General features: G+C 55.7%; 32 protein-coding genes. All 32 read right to left on the bottom strand.

Annotated features, from left to right (window positions below; genetic code table 11):
* Positions 1-42 precede the first annotated feature (42 nt).
* Positions 43-1,059 (bottom strand): DNA-directed RNA polymerase subunit alpha, encoded by a 1,017-nt coding sequence (locus tag ABIE64_RS02185; RefSeq protein ID WP_007091483.1) that lies wholly within the window; start codon positions 1,057-1,059, stop codon positions 43-45.
* A 120-nt stretch (positions 1,060-1,179) separates the two neighbouring features.
* On the bottom strand, positions 1,180-1,572 hold the full coding sequence (gene rpsK / locus ABIE64_RS02180; RefSeq protein WP_007091484.1) for a 30S ribosomal protein S11: 393 nt from the start codon (positions 1,570-1,572) through the stop codon (positions 1,180-1,182).
* 15 nt (positions 1,573-1,587) lie between these two features.
* Positions 1,588-1,956, bottom strand: coding sequence for a 30S ribosomal protein S13 (gene rpsM, locus ABIE64_RS02175; protein WP_007091485.1), 369 nt, complete (start codon positions 1,954-1,956; stop codon positions 1,588-1,590).
* A gap of 120 nt (positions 1,957-2,076) precedes the next feature.
* Positions 2,077-2,721, bottom strand: coding sequence for an adenylate kinase (locus ABIE64_RS02170; protein ID WP_007091486.1), 645 nt, complete (start codon positions 2,719-2,721; stop codon positions 2,077-2,079).
* 37 nt (positions 2,722-2,758) lie between these two features.
* Complete coding sequence (gene secY / locus ABIE64_RS02165) at positions 2,759-4,105, bottom strand: preprotein translocase subunit SecY (protein WP_354376504.1); 1,347 nt, start codon at positions 4,103-4,105, stop codon at positions 2,759-2,761.
* A gap of 81 nt (positions 4,106-4,186) precedes the next feature.
* Positions 4,187-4,672: a 50S ribosomal protein L15 gene (rplO, locus tag ABIE64_RS02160; RefSeq protein ID WP_071240404.1), complete on the bottom strand. Its 486-nt coding sequence runs from the start codon at positions 4,670-4,672 to the stop codon at positions 4,187-4,189.
* Between the two features lie 30 nt (positions 4,673-4,702).
* Positions 4,703-4,897: a 50S ribosomal protein L30 gene (gene rpmD, locus ABIE64_RS02155; RefSeq protein ID WP_007091489.1), complete on the bottom strand. Its 195-nt coding sequence runs from the start codon at positions 4,895-4,897 to the stop codon at positions 4,703-4,705.
* 6 nt (positions 4,898-4,903) lie between these two features.
* Positions 4,904-5,485 (bottom strand): 30S ribosomal protein S5, encoded by a 582-nt coding sequence (gene rpsE / locus ABIE64_RS02150; protein WP_007091490.1) that lies wholly within the window; start codon positions 5,483-5,485, stop codon positions 4,904-4,906.
* An 11-nt stretch (positions 5,486-5,496) separates the two neighbouring features.
* Complete coding sequence (gene rplR / locus ABIE64_RS02145) at positions 5,497-5,850, bottom strand: 50S ribosomal protein L18 (RefSeq protein ID WP_007091491.1); 354 nt, start codon at positions 5,848-5,850, stop codon at positions 5,497-5,499.
* Positions 5,851-5,861: 11 nt separating this feature from the next.
* Positions 5,862-6,395 (bottom strand): 50S ribosomal protein L6, encoded by a 534-nt coding sequence (rplF, locus tag ABIE64_RS02140; protein WP_007091492.1) that lies wholly within the window; start codon positions 6,393-6,395, stop codon positions 5,862-5,864.
* 12 nt (positions 6,396-6,407) lie between these two features.
* Positions 6,408-6,806, bottom strand: coding sequence for a 30S ribosomal protein S8 (rpsH, locus tag ABIE64_RS02135; protein ID WP_007091493.1), 399 nt, complete (start codon positions 6,804-6,806; stop codon positions 6,408-6,410).
* 12 nt (positions 6,807-6,818) lie between these two features.
* Positions 6,819-7,124, bottom strand: coding sequence for a 30S ribosomal protein S14 (gene rpsN / locus ABIE64_RS02130; RefSeq protein ID WP_007091494.1), 306 nt, complete (start codon positions 7,122-7,124; stop codon positions 6,819-6,821).
* 14 nt (positions 7,125-7,138) lie between these two features.
* Complete coding sequence (gene rplE / locus ABIE64_RS02125) at positions 7,139-7,678, bottom strand: 50S ribosomal protein L5 (RefSeq protein ID WP_007091495.1); 540 nt, start codon at positions 7,676-7,678, stop codon at positions 7,139-7,141.
* Between the two features lie 11 nt (positions 7,679-7,689).
* Positions 7,690-8,007, bottom strand: coding sequence for a 50S ribosomal protein L24 (gene rplX / locus ABIE64_RS02120; RefSeq protein WP_007091496.1), 318 nt, complete (start codon positions 8,005-8,007; stop codon positions 7,690-7,692).
* Positions 8,007-8,375 (bottom strand): 50S ribosomal protein L14, encoded by a 369-nt coding sequence (rplN, locus tag ABIE64_RS02115; RefSeq protein ID WP_007091497.1) that lies wholly within the window; start codon positions 8,373-8,375, stop codon positions 8,007-8,009. Before rplN ends, rplX begins: the two co-directional genes overlap by 1 nt.
* A 34-nt stretch (positions 8,376-8,409) precedes the next feature.
* On the bottom strand, positions 8,410-8,643 hold the full coding sequence (gene rpsQ / locus ABIE64_RS02110) for a 30S ribosomal protein S17 (protein ID WP_007091498.1): 234 nt from the start codon (positions 8,641-8,643) through the stop codon (positions 8,410-8,412).
* 26 nt (positions 8,644-8,669) lie between these two features.
* Positions 8,670-8,870: a 50S ribosomal protein L29 gene (rpmC, locus tag ABIE64_RS02105; RefSeq protein WP_007091499.1), complete on the bottom strand. Its 201-nt coding sequence runs from the start codon at positions 8,868-8,870 to the stop codon at positions 8,670-8,672.
* Between the two features lie 6 nt (positions 8,871-8,876).
* A complete protein-coding gene (gene rplP, locus ABIE64_RS02100; RefSeq protein WP_007091500.1) occupies positions 8,877-9,296 on the bottom strand; it encodes a 50S ribosomal protein L16 in 420 nt (139 codons plus the stop codon).
* Between the two features lie 12 nt (positions 9,297-9,308).
* On the bottom strand, positions 9,309-9,995 hold the full coding sequence (rpsC, locus tag ABIE64_RS02095; protein WP_007091501.1) for a 30S ribosomal protein S3: 687 nt from the start codon (positions 9,993-9,995) through the stop codon (positions 9,309-9,311).
* Positions 9,995-10,375, bottom strand: coding sequence for a 50S ribosomal protein L22 (gene rplV, locus ABIE64_RS02090; protein ID WP_007091502.1), 381 nt, complete (start codon positions 10,373-10,375; stop codon positions 9,995-9,997). Before rplV ends, rpsC begins: the two co-directional genes overlap by 1 nt.
* A 2-nt stretch (positions 10,376-10,377) precedes the next feature.
* Positions 10,378-10,656: a 30S ribosomal protein S19 gene (rpsS, locus tag ABIE64_RS02085; protein WP_007091503.1), complete on the bottom strand. Its 279-nt coding sequence runs from the start codon at positions 10,654-10,656 to the stop codon at positions 10,378-10,380.
* A gap of 16 nt (positions 10,657-10,672) precedes the next feature.
* On the bottom strand, positions 10,673-11,500 hold the full coding sequence (rplB, locus tag ABIE64_RS02080) for a 50S ribosomal protein L2 (protein WP_007091504.1): 828 nt from the start codon (positions 11,498-11,500) through the stop codon (positions 10,673-10,675).
* Positions 11,501-11,503: 3 nt separating this feature from the next.
* Positions 11,504-11,806, bottom strand: coding sequence for a 50S ribosomal protein L23 (locus ABIE64_RS02075; RefSeq protein WP_007091505.1), 303 nt, complete (start codon positions 11,804-11,806; stop codon positions 11,504-11,506).
* Positions 11,803-12,423 (bottom strand): 50S ribosomal protein L4, encoded by a 621-nt coding sequence (rplD, locus tag ABIE64_RS02070; RefSeq protein WP_007091506.1) that lies wholly within the window; start codon positions 12,421-12,423, stop codon positions 11,803-11,805. The genes ABIE64_RS02075 and rplD overlap by 4 nt, the downstream gene beginning before the upstream one ends.
* A gap of 5 nt (positions 12,424-12,428) precedes the next feature.
* Positions 12,429-13,145 carry a 50S ribosomal protein L3 gene (gene rplC, locus ABIE64_RS02065; RefSeq protein ID WP_007091507.1) on the bottom strand — a complete coding sequence of 239 codons (717 nt, stop codon included), beginning with the start codon at positions 13,143-13,145 and terminating at the stop codon, positions 12,429-12,431.
* 16 nt (positions 13,146-13,161) lie between these two features.
* The gene (rpsJ, locus tag ABIE64_RS02060; protein ID WP_007091508.1) at positions 13,162-13,470 is read right to left on the bottom strand and encodes a 30S ribosomal protein S10; all 309 of its coding nucleotides are present in this window, start codon (positions 13,468-13,470) and stop codon (positions 13,162-13,164) included.
* 118 nt (positions 13,471-13,588) lie between these two features.
* On the bottom strand, positions 13,589-14,779 hold the full coding sequence (tuf, locus tag ABIE64_RS02055; RefSeq protein ID WP_040059651.1) for an elongation factor Tu: 1,191 nt from the start codon (positions 14,777-14,779) through the stop codon (positions 13,589-13,591).
* 28 nt (positions 14,780-14,807) lie between these two features.
* Positions 14,808-16,889, bottom strand: a complete 2,082-nt coding sequence (gene fusA / locus ABIE64_RS02050; RefSeq protein ID WP_037991697.1) for an elongation factor G — start codon at positions 16,887-16,889, stop codon at positions 14,808-14,810.
* A 27-nt stretch (positions 16,890-16,916) separates the two neighbouring features.
* On the bottom strand, positions 16,917-17,384 hold the full coding sequence (rpsG, locus tag ABIE64_RS02045; RefSeq protein ID WP_007092426.1) for a 30S ribosomal protein S7: 468 nt from the start codon (positions 17,382-17,384) through the stop codon (positions 16,917-16,919).
* A 12-nt stretch (positions 17,385-17,396) separates the two neighbouring features.
* The gene (rpsL, locus tag ABIE64_RS02040; RefSeq protein WP_007092427.1) at positions 17,397-17,768 is read right to left on the bottom strand and encodes a 30S ribosomal protein S12; all 372 of its coding nucleotides are present in this window, start codon (positions 17,766-17,768) and stop codon (positions 17,397-17,399) included.
* A gap of 374 nt (positions 17,769-18,142) precedes the next feature.
* Positions 18,143-22,336: a DNA-directed RNA polymerase subunit beta' gene (gene rpoC, locus ABIE64_RS02035; protein ID WP_354376503.1), complete on the bottom strand. Its 4,194-nt coding sequence runs from the start codon at positions 22,334-22,336 to the stop codon at positions 18,143-18,145.
* A 105-nt stretch (positions 22,337-22,441) separates the two neighbouring features.
* Positions 22,442-26,608, bottom strand: a complete 4,167-nt coding sequence (rpoB, locus tag ABIE64_RS02030) for a DNA-directed RNA polymerase subunit beta (protein ID WP_354376502.1) — start codon at positions 26,606-26,608, stop codon at positions 22,442-22,444.
* Positions 26,609-26,958: the final 350 nt, after the last annotated feature.

Here is a 26,958-nt window from a genome sequence, read left to right as displayed (position 1 = left end):
CCGTCAGTCAAAAAGCACCGACCCGAAGGCCGAAGCCCCGTCTTAGAACGGGTCTTCGAACTTACGCGCCAGTTCTTCGATGTTTTCCGGCGGCCAACCGCCGACTTCCATACCAAGATGCAGGCCCATCTGCGCCAGAACATCCTTGATTTCGTTCAGCGATTTACGGCCGAAGTTCGGCGTACGAAGCATTTCTGCTTCGGTTTTCTGAACCAGATCACCGATATAGATGATGTTGTCGTTCTTGAGGCAGTTTGCCGAACGGACCGAGAGCTCGAGCTCGTCGACCTTGCGCAGCAGATTGCGGTTGAACGGCAGTTCGTCTTCTTTCTTCTCTTCGACAACCGCTTCCGGCTCGTCGAAGTTGACGAACAGCGACAGCTGGTCCTGAAGGATACGGGCAGCAAGTGCCATTGCATCTTCCGGGGTGACCGAACCGTTGGTTTCAACGGTCAGCGACAGCTTGTCATAATCGGTATCCTGACCAACACGGGTGTTTTCCACCTTGTAGGCCACTTTACGGATCGGGCTGAAGATTGCATCGATCGGAATAAGACCGATCGGCGCATCCGACGAACGATGCGAGGTCGCCGCAACATAGCCTTTACCGTTATCAACGGTAAATTCGATGTTCAGCGTCGCACCATCATCAAGATGGCACAGCTCGAGATCCGGGTTAAGGATTTCGATGTCGGCACCGGTTTCGATCTGACCCGCAGTGACAGCACCCGGACCAGTCGCTTTAAGCGCCATTTTCTTCGGACCTTCGGCATGCATGCGCACACCCATGGTCTTGATATTCAGGATGATGTCGGTGACATCTTCACGCACACCCGGGATCGACGAAAATTCGTGCAATACACCGTCAATCTGGATCGCAGTAACCGCCGAACCCTGGAGCGACGACAGCAGAATGCGACGCAGCGCGTTACCCAGAGTCTGACCAAAACCGCGCTCCAGCGGTTCCGCCACGATCGTACCGATGCGGCTGGCATCCGTACCCGGAGTAACATCAAGCTTGGTCGGCTTAATCAGTTCCTGCCAGTTCTTTTGAATCACGAGACCCACCTTCGCAACTGGAGCCTATGGTAAGGGGGGCACAAAATTGGCCCCCGCGAGAAACGCGAAGAGGCCCGGTCGCCCGGGCCCAAACGCGGGGTCGTCCGCAGATCGGCGCGATTAGACGCGACGACGTTTACGCGGACGGCAACCGTTATGCGGGATCGGCGTTACGTCTTTGATCGACGTAATGGTGAAACCAACCGCCTGAAGCGCACGAAGAGCAGATTCACGTCCCGAACCCGGGCCTTTAACCTGAACTTCAAGGGTTTTCATGCCGTGTTCAGCAGCTTTTTTACCTGCGTCTTCGGCAGCAACCTGTGCAGCATACGGGGTCGATTTACGCGAACCGCGGAAACCCATACCACCAGCGGTCGACCAGGAAATGGTATTCCCCTGAACGTCGGTGATGGTGATCATGGTGTTGTTGAAGGTCGCGTTTACGTGCGCGATACCGTTCGTAATGTTCTTCCGCTCGCGGCGACGCACGCGAGTCTGAGGAGCTTTTGCCATTGTCTGTCCCCTACCTTACTTCTTCTTGCCAGCGATCGGCTTAGCCGGGCCCTTGCGGGTGCGGGCGTTGGTGTGGGTACGCTGACCGCGTACCGGGAGACCGCGACGATGACGCAGGCCGCGATAGCAACCCAGATCCATCAGACGTTTAATGTTCATTGCGGTTTCACGACGAAGGTCGCCTTCGACGGTGTAATCAGCGTCGATGACTTCACGCACCTTGAGAACCTGGTCATCAGAGAGCTGATGAACGCGGGTTGCTGCTTCGATGCCAACCTTTGCGCAAATTTCTTTAGCTTTCGCCGGGCCAATGCCGGTGATGTAGGTAAGCGCAATCACGACGCGCTTAGCGGTCGGGATGTTTACGCCAGCAATACGAGCCACTGTGTGAGACTCCTGTTTCCTGTTAACAAACCCTGCGGCAGATCCGGTAGGACGGGGCGCTGCAAAAGCGGGCCAGCAATACTGCCAACCCGCCAGCAAAAAAATGCCCTGCCCGGGAAATTACCCCAGGATGGCTTCTATCTCGCGCGTAACTTCGTCGATTTCGGCCATCCCGTCAACTGTTTTCAGCTTACCGGCATTCTCATAGTAGGGAATGATCGGTGCTGTCTGCTTGTGATAAGCTTCCAGTCGCGAGGTGACCGTCTCGGCATTGTCATCCGCACGGCGTTTGAATTCGGTGCTGCCACATACGTCGCAAACACCGTCCTGCTTGGGTTTCTGGAACGTGTCATGGTATCCCTGCCCGCATTTCGCGCAGGTGTAGCGACCAACGATACGTGCCACAAGGGCGGCATCATCAACCCGCAACTCGATCACATAATCAAGTGCCAGTCCCTTGGTTTCCAGCATCACATCCAGGGCATGTGCCTGGGCTGTGGTGCGCGGAAAACCGTCCAGGATGAAACCGTTCTTGGTATCATCCTGATCAAGTCGTTCGGAAATCAGACCGATCATCAGATCGTCGGAGACGAGCTTGCCCGCATCCATGACTTCCTTTGCCTTCTGCCCCAGCTCGGTACCGGCTGCGACCGCTGCACGCAGCATGTCACCGGTCGAAAGCTGAATCATGCCGCGTCCCGTTTCAAGACGCTTTGCCTGGGTCCCTTTGCCAGCACCCGGAGGGCCAAGAAGGATAATGTTCATTGTTGTCCGTCCCCCTGATGGTCTTGGTGGCGCCGCCTTAGCGGCGGCGTCCACGCAATTTGGATTTCTTGATCAGGCCTTCATACTGGTGTGCCAGCATATGCGACTGGATCTGTGCTACGGTATCCATGGTTACCGTGACAACGATCAGCAAGCTAGTCCCACCAAAGTAGAACGGCACCGACCATTCGGCGATCAGAAGCTCTGGCAGGATACAGACAAATGCCAGATACGCTGCACCGATGACCGTCAGGCGGGTCAGGATGAAATCCAGATAGTTGGCGGTATTCTTGCCCGGGCGGATGCCCGGAATGAAGCCGCCATGCTTTTTCAGGTTGTCTGCCGTATCTTCCGGGTTGAAAACAACCGCCGTATAGAAGAAGGCAAAGAAGACGATCAGCGCGATATACAGACCGATATAAAGCGGCTGGCCACGGCCAAGCAGTGCTGTCACCGTGCTAAGCCACGCAGGCGCATCCGCACCGGCAGTGAACTGTGCAACCGACAGCGGCATCAGCAGAAGCGAGCTTGCAAAGATCGGCGGAATAACGCCGGCCGTATTGATCTTGAGCGGCAGGTGCGAGCTCTGACCTTCCATGACCTTCATGCCGACCTGGCGTTTCGGGTACTGGATCAGAACACGGCGCTGGGCACGTTCCATGAACACGATGAAGGCAATGACGGCAATCGCCAGCACGATGATCGCAACGATCACCAGGGCGGAAATCGCACCGGTACGGCCAAGCTCAAGCGTGCCCGCAATCGCGGCCGGAAGGCCCGCAACAATACCGGTAAAGATGATAAGCGAAATGCCGTTACCGATACCGCGCTGGGTGATCTGTTCGCCCAGCCACATCAGGAACATGGTGCCGCCAACCAGGGTCACAACCGCAGTAAAGCGGAAGAACATGCCCGGATCATGAACCGCAGAGCCGGATGAACCGCTCATGCTTTCAAGACCAACGGCAATGCCCCAAGCCTGGATCGTGGCGATCACAACGGTCAGATAACGGGTATATTGATTAATCTTTTTACGCCCCTGTTCGCCCTCTTTTTTCATAGCCTCAAGGCTTGGCGAAACAGTGGTCATCAGCTGAATGATGATCGAGGCGGAGATGTAAGGCATGATGTTCAGCGCGAAGATGGTCATACGCCCTAGCGCACCACCAGCAAACATGTCGAACATGCCCAGGACGCCACCAGCATTCTGCTGGAAAATATCAGCAAGAATGGACGGGTCAACGCCGGGAATCGGGATATATGTTCCCAGACGGTAAACTATAAGCGCGCCCAACGTGAACCAGATGCGCTTTTTAAGCTCGGTTGCCTTAGAAAAAGACGACCAGTTCAGGTTCGCGGCAAGCTGCTCGGCGGCCGATGCCATGCACTTATCTCCCAATAGGCTAAAACTGGAGGGTCCGGTCCCGTAATCTTGGGAACCGGACCCTCACGTAGTCATAGAGGCTTATTCTGCGGTTTCTGCTGCGGCAACCGGAGCAAGAACCTTGACCGAGCCACCAGCTTTCTCGACGGCTTCGATAGCCGACTTGGAAGCACCGGTGATTTCGATGTTCAGTTTCGCTTTCAGTTCGCCTTTAGCGAGCAGACGCAGACCGTCTTTCTGCGGACGGGCCAGGCCTTTTTCGACCAGAACTTCGATGGTGACATTCGCACCTTCTTCAAGAACGCCGTTATCAACGGCGGTCTGAAGGGTACCAAGGTTCACGACACCGAACAGTTTCCGGAACGGATTTTTAAAGCCGCGCTTCGGAAGACGACGGTAGATTGGCATCTGCCCGCCTTCGAAGCCATTGATCGCTACACCGGAACGGGACGTCTGGCCCTTCTGACCTGCGCCAGAAGTTTTGCCTTTGCCCGAACCGATACCGCGACCGACGCGGGTGCGCGCCTTGCGGGCACCCGGGTTATCGGCAAGTTCGTTGAGTTTCATTAATCAACACCTTTTCGATCTGGGGGCCAATCAGGCCTCGTCCACGCGGACGAGGTGCTTGACCTTGGCGATCATACCGCGAACAGCCGGAGTATCTTCCAGCTCACGAGTCCGGTGCAGTTTGTTCAGGCCAAGACCCACAAGGGTCTGGCGCTGATCAGCCGGACGTCCGATCGGCGAACCCGTCTGGGTAACGCGAACGGTCGCTTTTTTCTTAGCAGCCATATCGAATTACTCCTTTTCGAGAACGGCGGCCGCAGCCGAACCGCTATCGCGACGGGCAACGATCTCGCCAACCTTCAGGCCGCGTTTTGCAGCGACCTGACGCGGTGAAGCGCCGTTGACCAGAGCGTCAAGAGTTGCACGGATAACGTTGTGCGGGTTGTTCGAACCGGTGCATTTGGACACGACGTCCTGAACACCCATGGTTTCGAAAACTGCGCGCATCGCACCGCCAGCAATGATACCGGTACCAGCCGGAGCAGAACGGAGAATAACCCGACCTGCACCAAAGTGGCCCTGCACATCGTGGTGAAGGGTACGGCCTTCACGCAACGGAACGCGGATCATGTTGCGCTTGGCTGCTTCGGTAGCCTTGCGGATCGCTTCCGGAACTTCACGGGCTTTGCCCGTGCCGTATCCGACGCGACCGCGCTGGTCACCGACGACAACCATTGCGGAGAAAGCAAAGCGACGGCCGCCCTTAACGACTTTCGCGACGCGGTTGATACCAACCAGCTTGTCGACGAGTTCGTTTTCTTCACGGGCTTTCGGCGCCTGCTGCTGCTGTTGTGTATTCTGATTACGTGCCATGGTCGTGCTCCTTAGAAGTCCAGACCGCCCTCACGGGCGGCATCGGCCAGAGCTTTCACCCGGCCATGGAACAAATACCCGCCACGATCAAATACGACCGTTTTCACACCAGCGGCAACGGCACGTTCGGCAATAGCTTTACCGACCAGCACAGCTGCTTCGGCATTGCTGCCTTTGCCACCGAGATCTTTCTCGGCCGACGAAGCGCAGACAAGAGTCTTGCCTGCCAGATCGTCGATAATCTGTGCATAGATATGCGCGTTGGAACGGTGCACGCTGAGGCGCGGGCGACCGGCCGCTTTCTGGCGGATCGCAAAACGAACGCGGCGTTTGCGGCGCTCGAAGAGGTTTCTCGCGTTTTTCATCGTGCCAGTCCTTACTTCTTCTTGCCTTCTTTGCGCAAGATATACTCGCCTTCGTAACGGACACCTTTGCCTTTGTAAGGCTCCGGACCGCGCCAGCCGCGTGCATTTGCAGCGAACTGACCAACGAGCTGTTTATCTGCGCCAGAGATGGCGATAAGGGTCGGCTTTTCTGCGACGACGTTAAGACCCGCGGGGATCTCCATTTCCACGTCATGAGAGAAGCCAAGCTGCAGAACCAGTTTATTGCCCTGGACCTGCGCACGGTAACCAACACCGGTGATTTCCAGTTTCTTGGTGAAGCCGTCCGAAACCCCGGTTACGAGGTTTGCGATATTGGCGCGTGTGGTACCCCAAAGGGCACGGGCGCGCTTGGTATCGTTGGCCGGTTTCACGGTGATCTGGTTGTCATCCTGTGAAACAGTTACGTCCGAGGTCAGCGGCAGACGAAGCTCACCGAGCTTGCCTTTTGCACTGATCTGTTCTTCGGTCAGGGTGATGGTAACGCCGCTAGGCACGACCACCGGGTTTTTTCCTACTCGCGACATCGTTGGCCCTCCTTAGAATACCTTGCAGAGGATTTCGCCGCCGACATTCTGCTCGCGAGCCTCCTGATCCGACAGAACCCCTTTCGGAGTGGATAGGACTGCGATGCCCAAGCCGTTGTATACTTTCGGAAGATCTTTGATCTTCGAATACACACGACGACCCGGGGTCGAGACGCGGTCGATCTGCTTAATCACGCCTTCGCCCTCAAAATATTTGAGTTCGATGTTGATTTCGCTGACGCCCTTGCGAATTTCATTAATGCTGTAACCGCGGATGTAACCTTCGCGCTGGAGAACATCCAGCACACCGGTACGCAGTTTTGAAGCCGGCGAAGCAACGTTGGATTTACCAACGCGCTGACCGTTGCGGATACGCGTGAGCATATCGCCTACGGGATCAGTCATCGACATGTGATGTCCTCCTTACCAGCTCGACTTCACCATGCCCGGGATCTGACCACGCGAAGCAAGTTCACGAAGCGCGATACGGGACAGGCGGAATTTGCGATAGACACCGCGCGGACGACCGGAAACCTGGCAGCGGATACGCTGACGGATACGGGCCGAGTTACGCGGCAGCTGGGCGAGTTTGATCACGCACGCGATACGCTCTTCAGGAGAGGTCTCGCGATTGTTAATGACCGCTTTAAGGGCGGCACGCTTGGCAGCATGCTGCTTAGCCAGGCGCTCACGTTTAAGTTCGCGCTGAACGGCGCTTTTCTTGGCCATGGGCCAACCTCCAGTTAGTTTCCGAACGGAAGATCAAAGCCCTTGAGAAGGGCGAGAGCTTCGGCGTCGGACTTTGCCGTGGTGCAAATGATGATGTCCATCCCGCGGACCGAGTCGACTTTGTCGTACTCGACTTCAGGAAAGACGAACTGTTCCTTGAGGCCCATGGCAAAGTTGCCACGACCATCGAAGGATTTTTTGTTCAGGCCGCGGAAGTCACGAACGCGCGGAAGCGCGACCGAAACCAGACGGTCCAGGAACTCGTACATACGGTCGCGACGCAGGGTCACTTTACAACCGATGTTCATGCCTTCACGAAGCTTGAAAGCCGCTACCGACTTTTTCGCCTTGGTGAAGATAGGCTTCTGACCGGTGATGGCAGCGAGATCCGCAGCCGCACCTTCCAGCTTTTTGCGATCCTGGGTGGCGTCGCCGACACCCATATTGATCACGATCTTCTCGAGGCGCGGAACCTCCATGGAGTTCTCGTAGGAGAACTCCTTCTGGAGTGCGTCACGCACCACTTCTTTGTAATGTTCGCGCAGGCGCGTCATTTTTCCGTCCCTCAGTTGTCGATGACTTCGCCGCTGAGCTTCGCTACGCGAACCTTGCGACCATCATCGAGGGTCTTGAAACCGACGCGGGTCGGCTTGTTTTCTTTCGGGTCGACAATCGCCACGTTGGAAACGTTGATTTTCGCTTCCTTCTCGACGATGCCGCCAGCATCAGCACCGGTCGGACGCTGGTGACGTTTCACCAGGTTGATGCCCGAAACCAGAACTTTGTTCTCGGTCGGGAAAGCGGCGATAACTTCGCCGGTTTTCCCTTTGTCTTTACCCGTAAGAACAATGACGCGATCACCCTTTTTAATCTTGGCAGCCATTACAGCACCTCCGGGGCAAGCGAAATGATCTTCATGTAACCACGCGAACGGAGTTCACGGGTCACCGGGCCGAAAATACGCGTACCGATAGGCTCACCGTTCGCATTAATAAGAACGGCAGCATTACGGTCAAAGCGGATCGCCGAACCATCGGAACGACGAATTTCCTTTGCGGTCCGAACGATAACAGCTTTGTGTACTGCACCCTTCTTAACACGACCGCGCGGAATGGCTTCCTTGACGGAAACCACGATAACATCACCGACATTAGCGGTTTTGCGCTTCGAGCCGCCCAGCACCTTGATGCACTGAACACGGCGAGCGCCGCTATTATCGGCAACGTCCAGATTGGACTGCATCTGGATCATGGGTTTACCCCTTGACTATGGTTGGGCTGAGGACTCACTCCTCGACCACTACTTCCCAAGACTTCAATTTCGAGATCGGCCGGCATTCGCGAATACGAACGACGTCACCCGTCTTGAAGCGGTTCTCTTCATCATGCGCGTGGAATTTCTTCGACTTGCGCACATACTTTTTATACAGCGGGTGCATGACCTGGCGTTCCACACGGACCACCACAGTCTTGTCGTTTTTTGTCGAAACGACTGTCCCCTGCAATACACGCCTCGGCATGTGTCTTAACTCCTATGCGTGTCCAGTTAGGCCGCAGTAGCACCCTTCTCGTTTCCGAGAAGGGTTTTGATGCGGGCGATATCACGGCGGACCTTACGGACCTGCGCAGTGTTCTCGAACTGACCGGAAGCCTGCTGGAAACGCATATTGAACGATTCCTTACGCAGGTCGAGCAGCATCTGTTTTAGTTCATCAGCGCTTTTCGCGCGGAGATCAGCAATTTTCATCACTAATTACTCCCCTTCACCAAGACGCGTGACAAACTTGGTCTTGATCGGCAATTTTGCCGCTGCGAGCTCGAAAGCCCGACGTGCAAGATCCAGCGGAACACCGTCAAGTTCAAACATAATCCGACCCGGTTTTACACGTGCCGCCCAATATTCGACCGAGCCTTTGCCTTTACCCTGACGGACTTCAGCAGGCTTTTGCGATACCGGGAGATCCGGGAAAACGCGGATCCACACACGGCCTTGACGGCGCATGTGGCGGGTGATCGCGCGGCGGGCCGCTTCGATCTGACGCGCCGTTATACGCTCCGGCTCCAAGGCTTTCAAGCCATAAGCGCCGAAATTAAGTTCCGTACCACCTTTGGCCTCACCTTTAAGGCGACCCTTGTGTGCTTTACGGAACTTTGTACGTTTTGGAGAAAGCATCTCTCTATCTCCTTACTTACGACCTGAACCAGCCGACTCGAGCGCTTTACGCTCGGAAGCCAACGGATCGTGAGCCATGATTTCGCCCTTGAAGATCCAGACCTTCAGACCGCAGACACCATAGGTGGTGTGAGCTTCCGAAGTGCCATAATCAACGTCCGCACGCAGGGTGTGCAGCGGAACGCGACCTTCACGGTACCATTCGGTACGAGCGATTTCAGCACCACCAAGACGACCAGCGGCATTAATACGAATGCCACCAGCACCGAGACGGATTGCGTTCTGAACCGAGCGCTTCATGGCGCGACGGAACGAAACACGGCGCTCAAGCTGCTGGGCGATGTTGTCAGCGACCAGCTTGGCATCGATTTCCGGTTTACGGATTTCGATGATGTTAACCTGCACTTCCGACTTGGTCAGTTTCTGCAGATCGTTCTTGAGCTTCTCGATGTCCTGGCCTTTTTTCCCGATCACAACACCCGGACGGGCAGAGTGGATCGAGATGCGGGCTTTTTTCGCCGGACGTTCGATAATCACCTTCGAAACACCCGCCTGTTTCAGACGGTCGAAGATGTATTTACGGATCGCCAGGTCTTCATGAAGAAGGCCAGCGAAATCGGCCTTGTTGGCGTACCAGCGGGAATCCCACGTGCGGTTGATGCCAACGCGTAAACCGATCGGATTTACTTTCTGACCCATTACTCGGCCTCCTCACGTTCGCAGACGACGATGCGCATGTTGGAGAACGGCTTGATGATCTTGCCGACGCGACCGCGTGCGCGGGCCCGCCAACGTTTCATCACGAATGCCTTACCAACAGTCGCCTCTTTGATAAAGAGACGGTCAACATCGAGCTGGTGGTTGTTCTCGGCATTAGCAATTGCCGATTCCAGCAGCTTTTTGACGTCCTGCGAAATGCGTTTGTTGGAGAAGGTGAGCTCTGCCAAAGCAGCCTCTGCCTTCATACCACGGATCGACTCGGCGACGAGGTTGAGCTTACGCGGGGAAATGCGTACTGCCCGGAGCGAAGCCGCAGCCTCGTTGTCCGCCAGCCGACGGATGTCAGCTTTTTTACCCATCGTTACTTCCTCTTCGCCTTCTTGTCGGCCGCGTGACCATAGTAGGTACGGGTCGGCGAAAACTCACCGAACTTATGACCGATCATATCTTCGTTCACAAGTACCGGCAGAAACTTCTGGCCATTGTAAACCCCAAAGGTGAGGCCTACGAATTGCGGCAAAATCGTCGAGCGCCGCGACCAGGTCTTAATTACCTCATTCCGGCCTGAAGCACGGACTGTTTCGGCTTTCTTAAGAAGGTATCCGTCTACAAACGGACCCTTCCAAACGGAACGCGCCATAGTCTAGCCTCCTCCGTTAGCTCTTATGACGACGGCGCATGATGAGCGCGTCAGTCTTTTTGTTCGAGCGGGTACGTTTGCCCTTGGTAGGCTTGCCCCACGGCGTAACCGGGTGACGACCACCCGAAGTGCGACCTTCACCACCACCATGCGGGTGATCGATCGGGTTCATGGCAACACCACGAACCGAAGGACGCTTGCCAAGCCAGCGATTGCGGCCTGCTTTACCAAGGTTTGTGTTCTGCTGGTCCTGGTTGGACACGGCACCGATGGTAGCCATGCATTCACCACGAACCAAACGTACCTCACCGGAGGACAGCTTAAGCTGGGCGTAACCCTGGTCCTTGCCGACAAGCTGCACATAGGTGCCTGCCGAACGTGCGATCTGACCACCTTTACCGGCTTTCAGTTCGACGTTATGGACGATGGTACCGACCGGAATATTCTTCAGCGGTGCGGCATTACCCGGCTTAATGTCTACGCGTTCGGCTGCAACAATGTTGTCGCCGACAGCAAGACGCTGCGGTGCGAGGATGTAGGCCAACTCGTCATCGGAATAACGAACCAGGGCGATAAACGCCGTGCGGTTCGGATCATATTCCAGACGTTCGACCGTACCAACGACATCAAACTTGGTACGTTTGAAGTCGATAATGCGGTAACGACGCTTGTGACCACCACCAATACGGCGGGCGGTGATACGACCAGAGTTGTTACGGCCACCTTTCTTGCGAAGACCTTCGGTCAACGCTTTGATCGGCTTGCCCTTGTGGAGATCGGAACGATCGACAAGAACCAGCTGACGGCGACCAGGAGAGGTTGGTTTAAACTTCTTCAAAGCCATGTCTTAGATTCCCGTCGTCACGTCGATGGACTGACCCTCTTCGAGGGTAACCATCGCTTTCTTGAAATCGCTCCGGCGACCGACAGTACCGCGAAAACGCTTGGTCTTGCCTTTTACCACAGAGGTATTGACCGCCTTGACCTTCACCCCGAACAGACCTTCCACAGCAGCCTTGATCTCCGGCTTGGTGGCGTCGATCGCAACTTTGAACGCAACGGCGTTGTGTTCAGAAATCAGCGTCGACTTTTCAGTGATATGCGGGGCGCGGATGACTTCGTACATCCGCTCTTTGCTGATGATCGTCATTTGAGACGTGCCTCCAACGCTTCGACCGCACCCTTGGTCAGCACCAGGGTGTCACGGCGCAGGATGTCATAGACGTTAGCACCAATCTCTGGCAGCACATCAACCTGCGGGATGTTGCGCGCAGCGCGTGCAAAGCCCTCATTGATCTGCGCACCGTCAATGATCAGTGCAGATTTCCAGCCGAGCTTAGCGAAAGCAGCGACCAGATTCTTGGTTTTGGCGTCCGAGAATTCCGCGGAGTCCAGAACGATAAGCTTACCGTCCTTTGCTTTGGCCGACAGAGCGGTTTTCAGCGCGAGCTTACGGAATTTCTTGGTCAGATCGTGCGAATGATCGCGAACACGCGGACCATGCGCTACACCACCACCACGGAACTGTACGGCTTTACGGGAACCGTGACGTGCACCGCCACTGCCCTTCTGACGTACGAACTTTTTCGTGGTCGCAGAGATCTCGCTTTTTTCCTTTACCTTGTGGGTACCGGCGCGGCGTTTTGCCAACTGCCAGTTCACCATGCGGTGCAGGATGTCACGACGAACGTCCAGACCAAAGATCTCTTCTGCGAGATCGATGTTACCGGCCTTGGACGCGTCAAGTTTAAGAATGTCGAGCTTCATGATGCTTATTCCTTATCCTCGGCGGCAGCTTCTTCAGCAGCCGGGGCAGCACCCTTTAGCGCGGCCGGGAACGGCAGACCTTCCGGTGCAGCACGTTTCACGGCATCCTTGACAAGGACATAAGCGCCGGCATGACCCGGGACAGCACCGTGAACCAGAACAAGACCCTTTGCTTCGTCGGTAGAGACGATTTTCAGGGACTGAACGGTTACGCGCGCCGCACCCATATGACCAGCCATCTTCTTACCTTTGAAGACGCGGCCCGGATCCTGGCACTGACCAGTGGAACCATGCGAACGGTGCGATACAGACACACCGTGCGACGCACGCAGACCACCGAAGTTATGGCGCTTCATCGCACCGGCAAAACCTTTACCGATGGAGGTGCCGATGACGTCAACGTACTGGCCTTCAACAAAGTGGGTTGCCGAAAGTTCGGCACCGACTTCGATCAGCGCATCTTCGCTAACGCGGAATTCAGCAAGTTTGGCTTTCGGCTCAACCTTGGCTTTTGCAAAGTGACCGCGCATCGGCTTCGATACGTTTTTCACTTTTGCTTTGCCATAGCCAAGCTGAACAGCAACGTAACCGTCGGTGTCGCTGGTACGATTAGCAACGACCTGAAGGTTATCGACTTTCAGAACGGTGACAGGAAGGTGCACGCCTTCGTCCGTGAAGACGCGAGTCATGCCAACCTTCTGGGTAATAAGTCCACTACGCATTGCGGCTTACTCCCGATTAAAGTTTGATCTCGACGTCGACGCCTGCAGCCAGGTCGAGCTTCATCAGAGCATCAACGGTCTGGGGAGTCGGGTCGACAATGTCGAGAAGACGCTTATGCGTACGGATTTCGAACTGCTCACGCGATTTCTTATCGATGTGCGGAGACCGCAGAACAGTGTATTTCTCAATGCGGGTCGGCAGCGGAATCGGGCCGCGGACCTCTGCGCCAGTGCGCTTCGCCGTATTGACGATCTCGCGCGTGGACTGATCCAGCACGCGATGGTCAAACGCCTTCAGGCGAATGCGAATGTTCTGACTATCCATGTAATTATGTACCGGAGCCCTCAAAAGGACACCGGCCCCTCAACTGGAGTTGACGATTGCCGCAAAAGTGTTGCGGGCGGCTTACATAGCCGCCCGCTTCACAAAGATCAAGAGAAAATTACTCGATGATCTTGGCAACAACGCCCGCGCCGACGGTACGACCGCCTTCACGGATTGCGAAACGCAGACCTTCGTCCATTGCGATCGGTGCAATGAGGGTCGCGGTCATCTGGACGTTGTCGCCCGGCATAACCATTTCCGTGCCTGCCGGCAGCTCGATCGAGCCGGTGACGTCAGTGGTACGGAAGTAGAACTGCGGACGGTAGTTCGAGAAGAACGGCGTGTGACGGCCACCTTCATCCTTGGTCAGGATGTAGGCTTCTGCGGTGAACTTGGTGTGCGGCTTGATCGAGCCGACATGCGCCAGAACCTGGCCACGTTCGACGTCTTCACGTTTGGTGCCGCGCAGCAGCGCGCCAATGTTGTCGCCAGCTTCACCCTGATCGAGCAGCTTGCGGAACATCTCAACGCCGGTGACAATCGTTTTGACGGTGTCTTTGATACCGACGATTTCGACTTCTTCACCAACCTTGACGATACCGGTTTCAACACGACCGGTCACAACGGTACCACGACCCGAGATCGAGAACACGTCCTCGATCGGCATCAGGAACGGACGGTCTTTCGGACGTTCCGGTGCCGGGATGTAGCTGTCAACAGCTTCCATCAGCTTCAGGATCGCTTCTTTGCCAATCGCGTCATCACGACCTTCAAGGGCAGCAAGAGCCGAACCTTTAACGATCGGAATATCGTCGCCCGGGAAGTCGTAAGACGACAGAAGTTCACGGATTTCCATTTCGACGAGTTCGAGGAGTTCCTCGTCATCGACCTGGTCAACCTTGTTCATGAACACGACGAGGGCCGGAACGCCAACCTGACGTGCAAGCAGGATGTGCTCGCGGGTCTGCGGCATCGGGCCGTCTGCTGCCGAAACAACCAGAATGCCGCCGTCCATCTGTGCCGCACCGGTGATCATGTTCTTGACATAGTCAGCGTGGCCCGGGCAGTCGACGTGCGCATAGTGGCGGTTCGCCGTTTCGTATTCGACGTGCGCGGTCGAGATCGTGATACCACGAGCTTTCTCTTCCGGCGCTTTGTCGATCATGCTGTAGTCCTGGAACGATGCGCCGCCGCTCTCTGCGAGAACTTTGGTGATCGCTGCGGTCAGCGTGGTTTTACCGTGGTCAACGTGGCCGATGGTGCCAACGTTCACGTGCGGTTTTGTACGGGCAAATTTTTCTTTAGCCATTTCTAACTCCGTTTATTCTGGCTTCGCCTTAGCCGGCCGACTTGGCCTTGACTTCGTCCGCAACTGCCTGCGGGACGTCGGCGTAATGATCGAACTGCATCACGAACTGGGCACGGCCCTGGGACATGGAACGCAGCGTATTGACGTAACCGAACATGTTCGCCAGCGGGACAAACGCGCTAACAACGCGTGCAATACCACGGGAATCCATGTCACGGACCTGACCACGGCGACTGTTAAGGTCACCAATGATGTCGCCCATGTATTCTTCCGGCGTCACAACTTCGACACTCATGATCGGCTCGAGAAGCTTCGGACGAGCTTTCGCAAGACCTTCACGGAATGCGGCACGAGCTGCGATTTCGAAGGCCATCACGCTCGAGTCAACGTCGTGGTATGCACCGTCGGTCAGGGTGACCGAGAAGTCGGTGACCGGGAACCCGGCGATCACACCGCTGTTAAGCGAGGTTTCAAGACCTTTCTGAACGCCCGGAATGTATTCCTTCGGAACGTTACCGCCAACGACGGTGTCCTTGAAGGAGAACCCGCTGCCCGGTTCACCCGGGGTGAAGGTCAACTTGATACGTGCGAACTGACCCGAACCACCCGACTGTTTCTTGTGGGTGTAATCGATGTCGACTTCCTGGGAAATCGTCTCACGATAAGCAACCTGCGGCGCGCCGACGTTTGCTTCGACTTTGAATTCACGCTTCATGCGATCGACGATGATGTCGAGGTGAAGCTCGCCCATACCGGAAATGATGGTCTGGCCGGATTCGTGGTCGGTTTTGACGCGGAACGACGGATCTTCCTGTGCAAGACGTGCAAGGGCGAGACCCATTTTCTCCTGGTCGGCTTTCGATTTCGGCTCTACAGCGATCTCGATAACCGGATCCGGGAATTCCATACGCTCAAGGATGATCGGCTTGGCCGTGTCACAAAGGGTATCACCGGTGGTGGTATCCTTCAGACCAACCAGAGCAACGATGTCGCCCGAGCAAGCGTATTTGATTTCTTCGCGGTTGTTTGAATGCATAAGCAGCATACGGCCGATACGTTCTTTTTTCTCTTTGACAGAGTTCAGAACGTAAGAACCGGCTTCAAGCATACCGGAATAAATACGAACGAAGGTCAGGGAGCCAACGAACGGGTCGCTCATGATCTTGAATGCAAGACCGGAGAACGGTGCTTCGTCGTTCAGCGGACGTGAGTCCGGCTCGTCTTCGGTGCCCGGCTTGATGCCGCGCACGTCTTCGATATCGTCCGGAGCCGGCATGTAATCGATGACGGCATCAAGAAGCGGCTGAACGCCTTTGTTCTTGAACGCAGTACCGCAAAGGACCGGAACCAGTTCGCCTTTCAGCGTACCTTTACGGATGCACTTCTTGAGAACTTCCTCGGACGGCATTTCGCCTTCGAGGTAAGCTTCCATGGCAGCTTCGTCACACTCAACAGCCTGTTCGATCAGAGCTTCACGGTACTCTTCAGCCTGGTCTTTGAGCGAATCGCGAATGTCGCGATATTCGAACTCGGCGCCAAGGCTTTCGTCTTTCCAGACGATTTCCTTGTTGGCAACAAGGTCGACAACGCCTTCGAATTCCATTTCGGAACCAATCGGCAGCTGCATGACAGCCGCGTTGGCACCGAGACGGTCTTTGATCATCTTGACGCAGCGGAAGAAGTCCGCACCGGTACGGTCCATCTTGTTGACAAAGCACATACGCGGAACGTTGTACTTGTCAGCCTGGCGCCATACGGTTTCGGTCTGCGGTTCAACACCGGAAACGGCATCGAAAACAGCGCATGCACCATCGAGAACACGAAGCGAACGTTCAACTTCAATCGTGAAGTCAACGTGGCCCGGGGTATCGATGATGTTGATGCGGTTATCTTTCCAGAAGCAGGTCGTCGCAGCAGACGTAATCGTGATGCCGCGTTCCTGTTCCTGTTCCATCCAGTCCATGGTTGCGGCGCCGTCGTGGACTTCGCCGATTTTGTAGGACTTGCCGGTGTAGAATAGAATTCGCTCGGTGGTCGTCGTTTTACCAGCATCGATGTGAGCCATGATGCCGATGTTGCGATACCGAGAGATCGGAGTACGTTGTACCATAATCGACTCTTGATCTTGAGGTCTGAATTACCAGCGGTAATGAGCGAAAGCCTTGTTGGCTTCGGCCATACGATGGGTGTCTTCGCGCTTCTTGACGGCCGAGCCACGGTTGTTGGCTGCGTCCATCAGTTCACCGGCGAGACGACCGACCATGGTCGTTTCGGAACGCTTGCGAGCAGCGTCAACCAGCCAGCGAATGGCCAGTGCCTGACGGCGCTCGGAACGAACTTCAACCGGAACCTGGTAAGTAGCACCACCAACACGGCGCGAACGCACTTCGACGTTCGGCTTGACGTTGTCCATGGCTTCATGGAACTGGGCAACCGGATCGGCACCCTTGCCTTCCATAACTTCCAGTGCACCATAAACGATCTTTTCTGCGGCGGATTTCTTACCGTCGAGCATAAGGCCGTTCATGAATTTGGTCAGAACCTTATCGCCATATTTGGCGTCAGGCAAAACTTCGCGCTTTTCAGCAGCGTGACGACGTGACATCTGAGCTGCTCCTTATTTCGGGCGTTTCGCGCCGTATTTCGAACGACGCTGTTTACGGTCTTTGACACCCTGCGTATCGAGGGTACCGCGAATGATGTGGTAACGCACACCCGGCAAATCCTTTACGCGGCCGCCACGGATCATGACGACAGAGTGTTCCTGCAGGTTGTGACCTTCACCCGGAATATAGCTGGTGACTTCGTAGCCGTTGGTCAAACGGACACGAGCAACCTTACGAAGTGCCGAGTTCGGCTTCTTCGGGGTCGTGGTGTAGACACGGGTGCATACGCCGCGTTTCTGCGGGCAGGCTTCCAGTGCCGGAACCATGTCGCGCTGGGTGCGCGGAGTCCGCGATTTGCGGATCAACTGGTTGATAGTGGGCATTAACTTTCCCTTTGTACTTTAACGGACGCCACAAGGGCGCTGCTCTATCGACGCACGACGAACGACCGCATGCCTTTGCAAAACCTGCAAACGCAAATACGGACCGCCCATTACGCAGGATCACCCTGCCCTCGACGGCCGTTAGAGTCGCACTCAAGCGACGGGGGGCAAAACCGCCCGCTGCCAAACAAAATGGCACCGACACAGCTACACCCCCCGAGATTCGGTGGGCGCATACTAGTGACGGCCCCATTTCGCGTCAAGCAAAACCCTGTGGGCCTTCGAGTTGGCGCTTCAAACGCCGAGGCGAACCGGTGCATCGATAGAAAATTCCCGGTTCGCCTCTGATTCTTTAACAAGCTTGCGCGGCGATATTACTCGCCGGCTGGCAATGACGGGGACTCGGCACCGGCCTGCGGGCCGAAATTGTCGCCGATTTCCTCTTCTGCCTCGATCTGTACGTTCTTGTCGCGTTCGGCGGCAAGTGCGCGGAAGCGGTTCATCACCGCACCGGTACCTGCCGGGATCAGACGACCCACAATCACGTTTTCTTTCAGACCGATCAGGGTATCGGTTTTGCCCGATACGGCTGCTTCGGTAAGAACGCGTGTGGTTTCCTGGAACGACGCGGCCGAGATGAAGGAATGCGTCTGGAGCGATGCTTTGGTGATCCCCTGAAGGACCGGTGCAGCTTCGGCCAGTTCGCCGCCTTCTTTAACGGCACGTTCGTTTTCGGCATCGAAATCGACACGGTCGATGATTTCGCCAACCAGAAGCGTGGTGTCACCGGTTTTGGTCACTTCCACTTTCTGAAGCATCTGACGAACGATGACTTCGATGTGCTTGTCGTTAATCTTAACGCCCTGCAAACGGTAGACTTCCTGGATCTCGTTGACCAGGTAATCGGCCAGTGCCGGAACGCCCATGACGCGAAGGATATCGTGCGGAACCGGCGAGCCATCAAGCAGCTGGTCGCCCTTCTCTACGAAGTCCCCTTCCTGAACGGCAAGATGCTTGCCTTTCGGGATCATGTATTCAACCGGTTCGGTCAGACCAGAATCTTCAAGCGGGTGCACGATGACACGGCGCTTGTTCTTGTAGTCCTTACCGAACTCGACACGACCAGCGATGTCGGCGATGATGGCGTGGTCCTTCGGCTTGCGTGCCTCGAACAATTCAGCCACACGCGGCAGACCACCGGTGATGTCACGGGTTTTCGACCCTTCGCGCGGAATACGTGCAAGCACGTCACCGGCGTTGACTTTCTGACCGTTCTCAACCGAGAGAATGGCATCAACCGACAGGAAGTAACGGGCTTCAAGGCCGTTATCCAGGTTGATGACCTCGCCGTTTTCGTTACGAAGCGTAACGCGCGGCTTAAGGTCGGATGCCTTCGGCATGCTCTTCCAGTCGATAACCGTTTTCGAGGCGATACCCGTCGCTTCGTCATAGACTTCGCGAATGGTTACGTTCTCGAGAAGGTCGACATAGTTCACATAACCTTCTTTCTCGGTGATGATCGGCAGGGTGTACGGATCCCATTCGGCCAGTTTCTGGCCGCGCGTGATCTGGTCACCGTCATCAGCAAGCAGTTTCGCACCGTACGGGACGCGGTATTTCGCACGTTCACGGCCGGTCTTGTCGATCAGCAGGATTTCGAGGTTACGTGCCATGACAATCATGACACCGCTCGAATTCGTAACGACAGCACGGTTCTTCAGTTTGACGGTCGCATCGAAGTTGGCTTCGACACCCGAAACTTCCGCACCACGCTGTGCCGCACCACCAATGTGGAACGTACGCATCGTAAGCTGCGTGCCCGGCTCACCGATCGACTGCGCGGCGATAACACCGACAGCTTCACCAATGTTCACCGTGGTACCACGTGCCAGGTCACGACCATAGCAATGGCCGCAAACGCCGGTTTCGGCATCACAGGTCAGGACCGAGCGGATACGCGCCATTTCGACGCCTGCTTTTTCGATCAGATCAAGGTGATCTTCGACAACCATTTCGTTCTTCGGAACGATGACTTCGCCGGTTGACGGATTGACAATCTCGTCAGCGGTGAAACGACCGAGGATACGATCAGACAGCGTCTCGATAACTTCGCCGGAGTCGACAACCGCAGCAATGTCGAGGCCACGTTCGGTACCGCAATCATGCTGGGTAATGATGCTGTCCTGCGCGACGTCGACGAGACGACGGGTCAGATAACCCGAGTTCGCCGTTTTCAATGCGGTATCGGCCAGACCTTTACGGGCACCGTGGGTGGAGTTGAAGTACTCCTGCACGGTCAGGCCTTCTTTGAAGTTCGAGATAATCGGGGTCTCGATGATAGAGCCGTCCGGCTTTGCCATCAGGCCGCGCATAGCAGCAAGCTGACGCATCTGGGCGGCAGAACCACGAGCACCCGAGTGAGCCATCATGTAAACCGAGTTCACATTGTCACCTTCTGCCGTTGCCGAGATGACTTTCATCATCGCTTCGGAAACGTCATCGGTGCACTGTGACCAGGCGTCTACGACCTTGTTGTATTTCTCACCGCGGGTGATCAGACCATCCTGATACTGCTGTTCGTATTCCTTGACCTTGTCATGGGTCGCACCAACCAGGTTTTCCTTGGCTTCCGGAATGATCATGTCATCCTTGCCAAACGAAATACCGGCTTTGCACGCCCAGTTGAAGCCAAGGCCCATCATGCGGTCAGCAAAGATAACGGTCTCTTTCTGGCCACAGTGACGATAGACGACGTCGATAACGTTCGACACGTCTTTCTTGGTCAGCAGCTTGTTGATGGTCGCGAACGGAATACGCGGATGACGCGGCAGCAGTTCGGACAGCAACATGCGGCCAACCGTGGTCTGAACACGAATGGTGATCGGCTCGTTGTTCTCATCGACGGTTTTGTAACGTGCATTGATTTTCGAATGCAGGGTCACAACACCGGCATCAAGTGCCTGTTCGATTTCAGCGATATTGACAAAGGACATGCCCTCGCCCGGCTGACCGTCACGTTCCATCGAGATGTAGTACAGACCAAGGACAATATCCTGCGACGGCACGATGATCGGTTTACCCGATGCCGGCGAAAGGATGTTGTTAGTCGACATCATCAGGGTACGTGCTTCAAGCTGCGCTTCAAGCGACAGCGGCACGTGAACGGCCATCTGGTCACCGTCGAAGTCGGCGTTGAAAGCCGTACAAACGAGCGGATGCAGCTGGATCGCCTTACCTTCAATCAGGGTAGGCTCGAAAGCCTGGATACCAAGACGGTGAAGGGTCGGTGCACGGTTGAGCATGACCGGATGTTCGCGAATAACCTGTTCAAGGATATCCCAAACTTCGGCACGCTCTTTTTCCACCATGCGCTTTGCAGCCTTGATGGTGGTTGCCATCCCGTACAGCTCAAGCTTCGCATAGACGAACGGCTTGAACAGTTCGAGCGCCATTTTCTTCGGCAGACCGCACTGATGCAGTTTCAGGTTCGGACCCACGGTAATAACCGAACGACCGGAATAGTCGACGCGTTTACCCAGAAGGTTCTGACGGAAACGACCCTGCTTGCCTTTAAGCATGTCCGACATAGATTTAAGCGGACGCTTGTTGGCACCGGTGATCGGACGACCACGACGACCATTGTCAAACAGCGCATCAACCGATTCCTGAAGCATACGTTTTTCGTTACGCACGATGATATCGGGCGCACGAAGCTCGATCAGACGCTTCAGACGGTTGTTACGGTTGATGACACGACGGTAAAGGTCGTTCAAATCCGACGTTGCGAAACGGCCACCATCAAGCGGAACCAGCGGACGCAGTTCTGGCGGAATGACCGGAATGACTTCAAGGATCATCCATTCCGGACGCGCACCGGACTCCTGGAAAGCTTCGATCAGCTTCAGGCGTTTGACCAGCTTCTTGCGCTTGGCTTCGGAATTGGTTTCCTTGAGATCGATTTTCGCGGTTTCGCGTTCGTCATCAAGATCGATCGCTGCAAGCATGTCGCGGATCGCTTCGGCACCGATACCGGCACGGAAACTATCTTCGCCATACTCTTCCTGTGCGGTCATGTACTGATCTTCTGAAAGAAGCTCACCCATCTTGAGCGGGGTCAGACCCGGCTCAATAACCACATAGTTTTCGAAATACAGAATGCGCTCAAGATCCTTGAGCGTCATGTCCAGCAGCAAACCCAGACGGCTCGGCAGCGACTTCATGAACCAGATATGGGCAACAGGTGCCGCTAGCTCGATATGGCCCATGCGTTCACGACGTACTTTGGCCAGAGTCACTTCGACGCCGCATTTCTCACAGATAATGCCGCGATATTTCATACGCTTGTACTTGCCGCACAAGCATTCGTAATCCTTTACCGGACCAAAAATGCGCGCACAGAACAGGCCGTCGCGTTCCGGTTTAAAGGTCCGGTAGTTGATGGTCTCCGGTTTCTTGATTTCACCAAAGGACCAGGAACGGATGCGCTCCGGGCTGGCAATCTGGATCCGGATCTGATCGAAGCTCTGGGTGCCCTGCGGCTGCCCGAAGATCTTCATCAACTCGTTCATAAAGGCTCTCCCGCTATGCCCGGTCTCGCCGGGTTTCGCCAATTTCAGGCCGAAAGATGCTTGATGGCGGACGGGTTACCCGAATGGTACCCGCCCGCCAAGCTCTTAAACGTCGTCTTGCTCAAGCTCGACATTGAGACCAAGCGACCGAAGTTCTTTAACGAGAACGTTAAAGGATTCCGGAATGCCCGCCTCGAAGGTGTCTTCGCCACGAACGATCGCCTCATAGACCTTGGTACGGCCTGAAACGTCGTCCGACTTGACAGTAAGCATTTCCTGGAGGGTGTAGGCAGCACCGTAAGCTTCGAGTGCCCACACTTCCATCTCCCCGAAACGCTGGCCACCGAACTGTGCCTTACCACCCAGCGGCTGCTGGGTAACAAGCGAGTACGGACCAATCGAACGGGCATGGATCTTGTCGTCAACCAGGTGATGCAGCTTGAGCATGTAGATGTAGCCCACGGTCACCTTGCGATGGAATTTCTCACCGGTACGACCATCATAAAGATCGACCTGACCAGAGCCATCAAGCCCGGCTTTTTCGAGCATGCGAACCACATCCGGCTCACGTGCACCGTCGAAGACCGGGGTGGCCATCGGCACACCACGACGCAGGTTGTTACCAAGCTCGATGACATCGCCATCGCTCAGCTCTTTAATGCCGGTGACGTATTGTTCGTCCTCGTACACTTCATTGAGCTTGCCACGCAGGCTGTCCATCTCGGCACGACCATCGGCAACAGCATCGACGAGCTCGCCGATCTGTTCACCCAGACCACGTGACGCCCAACCAAGATGGGTTTCAAGGATCTGGCCGACGTTCATACGCGACGGAACACCAAGCGGGTTCAGAACGATATCGACCGGCGTACCATCTTCGAGGTGCGGCATGTCTTCCATCGGCATGATGCGCGATACGACACCCTTGTTCCCGTGACGGCCGGCCATCTTGTCACCCGGCTGCATCTTGCGCTTAACCGCAACAAAGACTTTGACCATCTTCATCACGCCCGGCGGCAGTTCATCACCAGCCTGAAGCTTGTCGACCTTGTCGTCGAAACGAGCCTGTAGAACAGCAATCGATTCTTCGAACTGTTTCTTCAGAGCTTCGATGTCGGACATGACACTGTCATCAGCAACGGCAATCTGACGCCACAGACCACGTGCAACACCCGAAAGGGCGTCTTCGGTGATCTCGCCATTCAGACCTTTCGGTCCGTCGACCAGGGTCTGGCCAAGCAGCAGGTTTTTCAGACGACCATAGAAGTTGCGTTCCAGGATCGCACGTTCGTCATCACGGTCTTTTGCAAGACGTTCGATTTCGGAACGTTCGATTGCCAGGGCACGTTCGTCCTTGTCAACGCCACGACGCGAGAACACGCGGACTTCAACAACCGTACCGAACTGTCCCGGCGGGACACGCAGCGAGGTATCACGGACGTCGGATGCTTTTTCACCGAAGATGGCGCGCAGAAGTTTTTCTTCCGGCGTCATCGGGCTTTCGCCCTTCGGCGTCACTTTACCGACAAGGATATCGCCCGGTTTGATTTCCGCGCCGATGTAAACGATGCCCGCCTCGTCGAGGTTTTTGAGCGCCTCTTCACCGACGTTCGGAATGTCACGGGTGATCTCTTCCTGACCCAGCTTGGTATCGCGGGCCATGACTTCGAATTCCTCGATATGGATCGAGGTATAAACGTCATCACGTGCGATACGCTCGGACAGAAGGATGGAATCCTCGAAGTTGTAACCGTTCCAAGGCATAAACGCGACCAGCACGTTACGGCCCAGAGCCAGTTCACCCATATCGGTACACGGACCATCCGAGATGATGTCGCCCTTCTGGACAACATCGCCCACCTTCACCAGCGGACGCTGGTTGATGCAGCTACCCTGGTTGGAACGCTGATATTTCAGCAGGGTGTAAATATCGACACCCGATTCCGATGCGGCGATGTCACCGGTTGCGCGGATAACCATACGGGTCGCGTCAACGGATTCAACAACACCATCACGGCGTGCGATCAGGGTTGCACCCGAATCACGTGCCACCGGAACTTCCATACCGGTACCGACATACGGCGCTTCAGAACGGATCAGCGGAACCGCCTGACGCTGCATGTTCGACCCCATCAGTGCGCGGTTCGCGTCATCGTTCTCAAGGAACGGAATGAGCGCGGATGCGACCGATACGAGCTGCTTCGGCGAGACGTCCATAAGGTCGATCTCTTCGGAGCGGGCCATATAGTGGTCACCGGCTTTACGGGTGTTGATCAGTTCGTTCTCGAAGCCGAATTCCTTGGTCAGCGGTTCGTTCGCCTGTGCAATGACATAGCGACCTTCTTCGATGGCCGAAAGATAGATGACTTCAGGGGTAACCACGCCATCGACAACCTTGCGGTACGGGCTTTCGATGAAGCCGTACTGGTTGACGCGGGCAAAGGTCGCCAGCGAGTTGATCAGACCAATGTTCGGACCTTCCGGCGTTTCGACCGGGCAGATACGACCATAGTGGGTCGGATGAACGTCACGAACTTCAAAGCCTGCACGCTCACGGGTCAAACCGCCCGGTCCAAGTGCCGAAAGACGACGCTTGTGGGTGATTTCCGAAAGCGGGTTGGTCTGGTCCATGAACTGCGATAGCTGCGAAGAGCCGAAGAATTCACGAACAGCAGCCGCAACCGGCTTCGCATTGATCAGGTCATGCGGCATAACGTTGTCGATCTCGACCGAGCTCATACGCTCGCGGATCGCACGTTCCATACGCAGCAGGCCAACACGGAACTGGTTTTCCATCAGCTCGCCGACCGAACGCAGACGACGGTTGCCAAGATGGTCAATATCGTCGATTTCGCCACGACCGTCTTTCAGATCGATCAGAACGCGGACGACTTCCAGAATGTCTTCACGACGCAGAACACGAACCGTATCCGGGCATTCCAGATTAAGGCGCGCATTCATTTTCACACGGCCAACAGCCGAGAGGTCGTAACGCTCTGCATCAAAGAACAGGCCTTTGAACATGGCTTCCGCACCCTCGATGGTCGGCGGTTCGCCAGGGCGCATGACGCGATAGATGTCCACAAGGGCTTCTTCGCGGTTGCTGTTCTTGTCCAGTGCAATGGTGTTGCGCAGATACGCACCGACATTGTTGTGATCGATCATCAGCAGACGAACGGTGTCGACACCCCATTCTTTAAGCTGCTCGAACACACCTTCGGTCAGTTCGTGGCCGGCTTCGGCAAGAATTTCACCGGTTTCGCCGTCAATCTGGTCTTCTGCCATGAACCAGCCGTTAAGCTGTTCTTCCGGCACCAGGATGTGTTTGACACCCTGCTCGACCAGCTTGGCTGCCGAACGCTTGGTGATCTTGCTGCCGGCGGCGGCAACAACTTCACCGCTATCGGCGTCAAGCAGGTCAAAGACCAGCTTCTGACCGATATAGCGATCTGCATTGAAATCGGTTACCCAACCATCCTTGGTGCGGCGGTATTCTGCCGACTCATAGTAATAGTTGAGGATTTCTTCAGGCGTCAGGCCTTCGATTTCCGACGGATCGACAGAGCGGCCTTCTTCGGCACGCTGTGCACGCAGGGCCTGGGACTCTTCGTTTTCAAGAGCCATAAGCAGCGTGGTCGCCGGCAGTTTGCGGCGACGGTCGATGCGGACATACAGGATGTCTTTCGCGTCGAATTCGAAATCCAGCCACGACCCGCGATACGGGATTACGCGCGCAGCAAACAGGTACTTGCCCGAGCTGTGGCTTTTGCCCTTGTCGTGGTCGAAGAAGACGCCCGGCGAGCGGTGCATCTGCGAGACGATAACACGCTCGGTGCCGTTCACGATAAAGGTACCGTGTTCGGTCATGAGCGGCATATCGCCCATATACACGTCCTGTTCCTTGATATCGCGGATCGAACGTGCACCGGTATCTTCGTCAATATCCCAGACAACCAGACGCAGTGTCACGCGCAGCGGCGCGGCAAAGGTCATGCCACGCTGACGGCACTCCTCGGTATCGTATTTGGGCTGCTCCAGCTCATACGACACAAATTCGAGGGTTGCGCGCTCTGAGAAATCTTTAATCGGAAAGACGCTCTTGAACACTTCCTGGAGGCCGGCATCGTCCCGCTGCTCCTGCGGGGTACCAGTCTGCAAAAACTTGTCGTAAGAATTCTTTTGAACCTCAATCAGGTTCGGGAGCGGAGCGACTTCGCTGATCCGTCCAAAGCTCTTGCGGATGCGCTTTCGACCGGTAAAGGACTTATCCATCATCGTTCCTTTAATCGCGCCTCCCCACACCGTCGTAACTCGTTCGTCCCCGTGCCATTATGCAGAAAGCATACAGCACAACGACGCCCGAGCCCCGTACGGGGCGGGCGTTCACTTGATTATGACCGTGGATGTTATGTGACATCCAACATGAATGAGATCACTGATCCCTCGGCTGTCGACGCCGTCAAAGATAACCTCTGACCTAAACGGCCTTACGTTATGTACGATTACCTTTGGCAGCGTCAACCGTAAATTTCCTTTTCGCGTCCCGACAGTCCGGACACCCATTGCCCGCACCGCAGAGACGGATAGGTCGGCGACCCGAAGGCCGCCGACCCAAACCTTGG

The organism is Thalassospira sp. MBR-102, assembly GCF_040549275.1.
GTDB lineage: Bacteria > Pseudomonadota > Alphaproteobacteria > Rhodospirillales > Thalassospiraceae > Thalassospira > Thalassospira xiamenensis.
The sequence above is the reverse complement of the archived record's forward strand: the minus strand, read 5'-3'. Positions and strand labels throughout refer to the sequence as shown.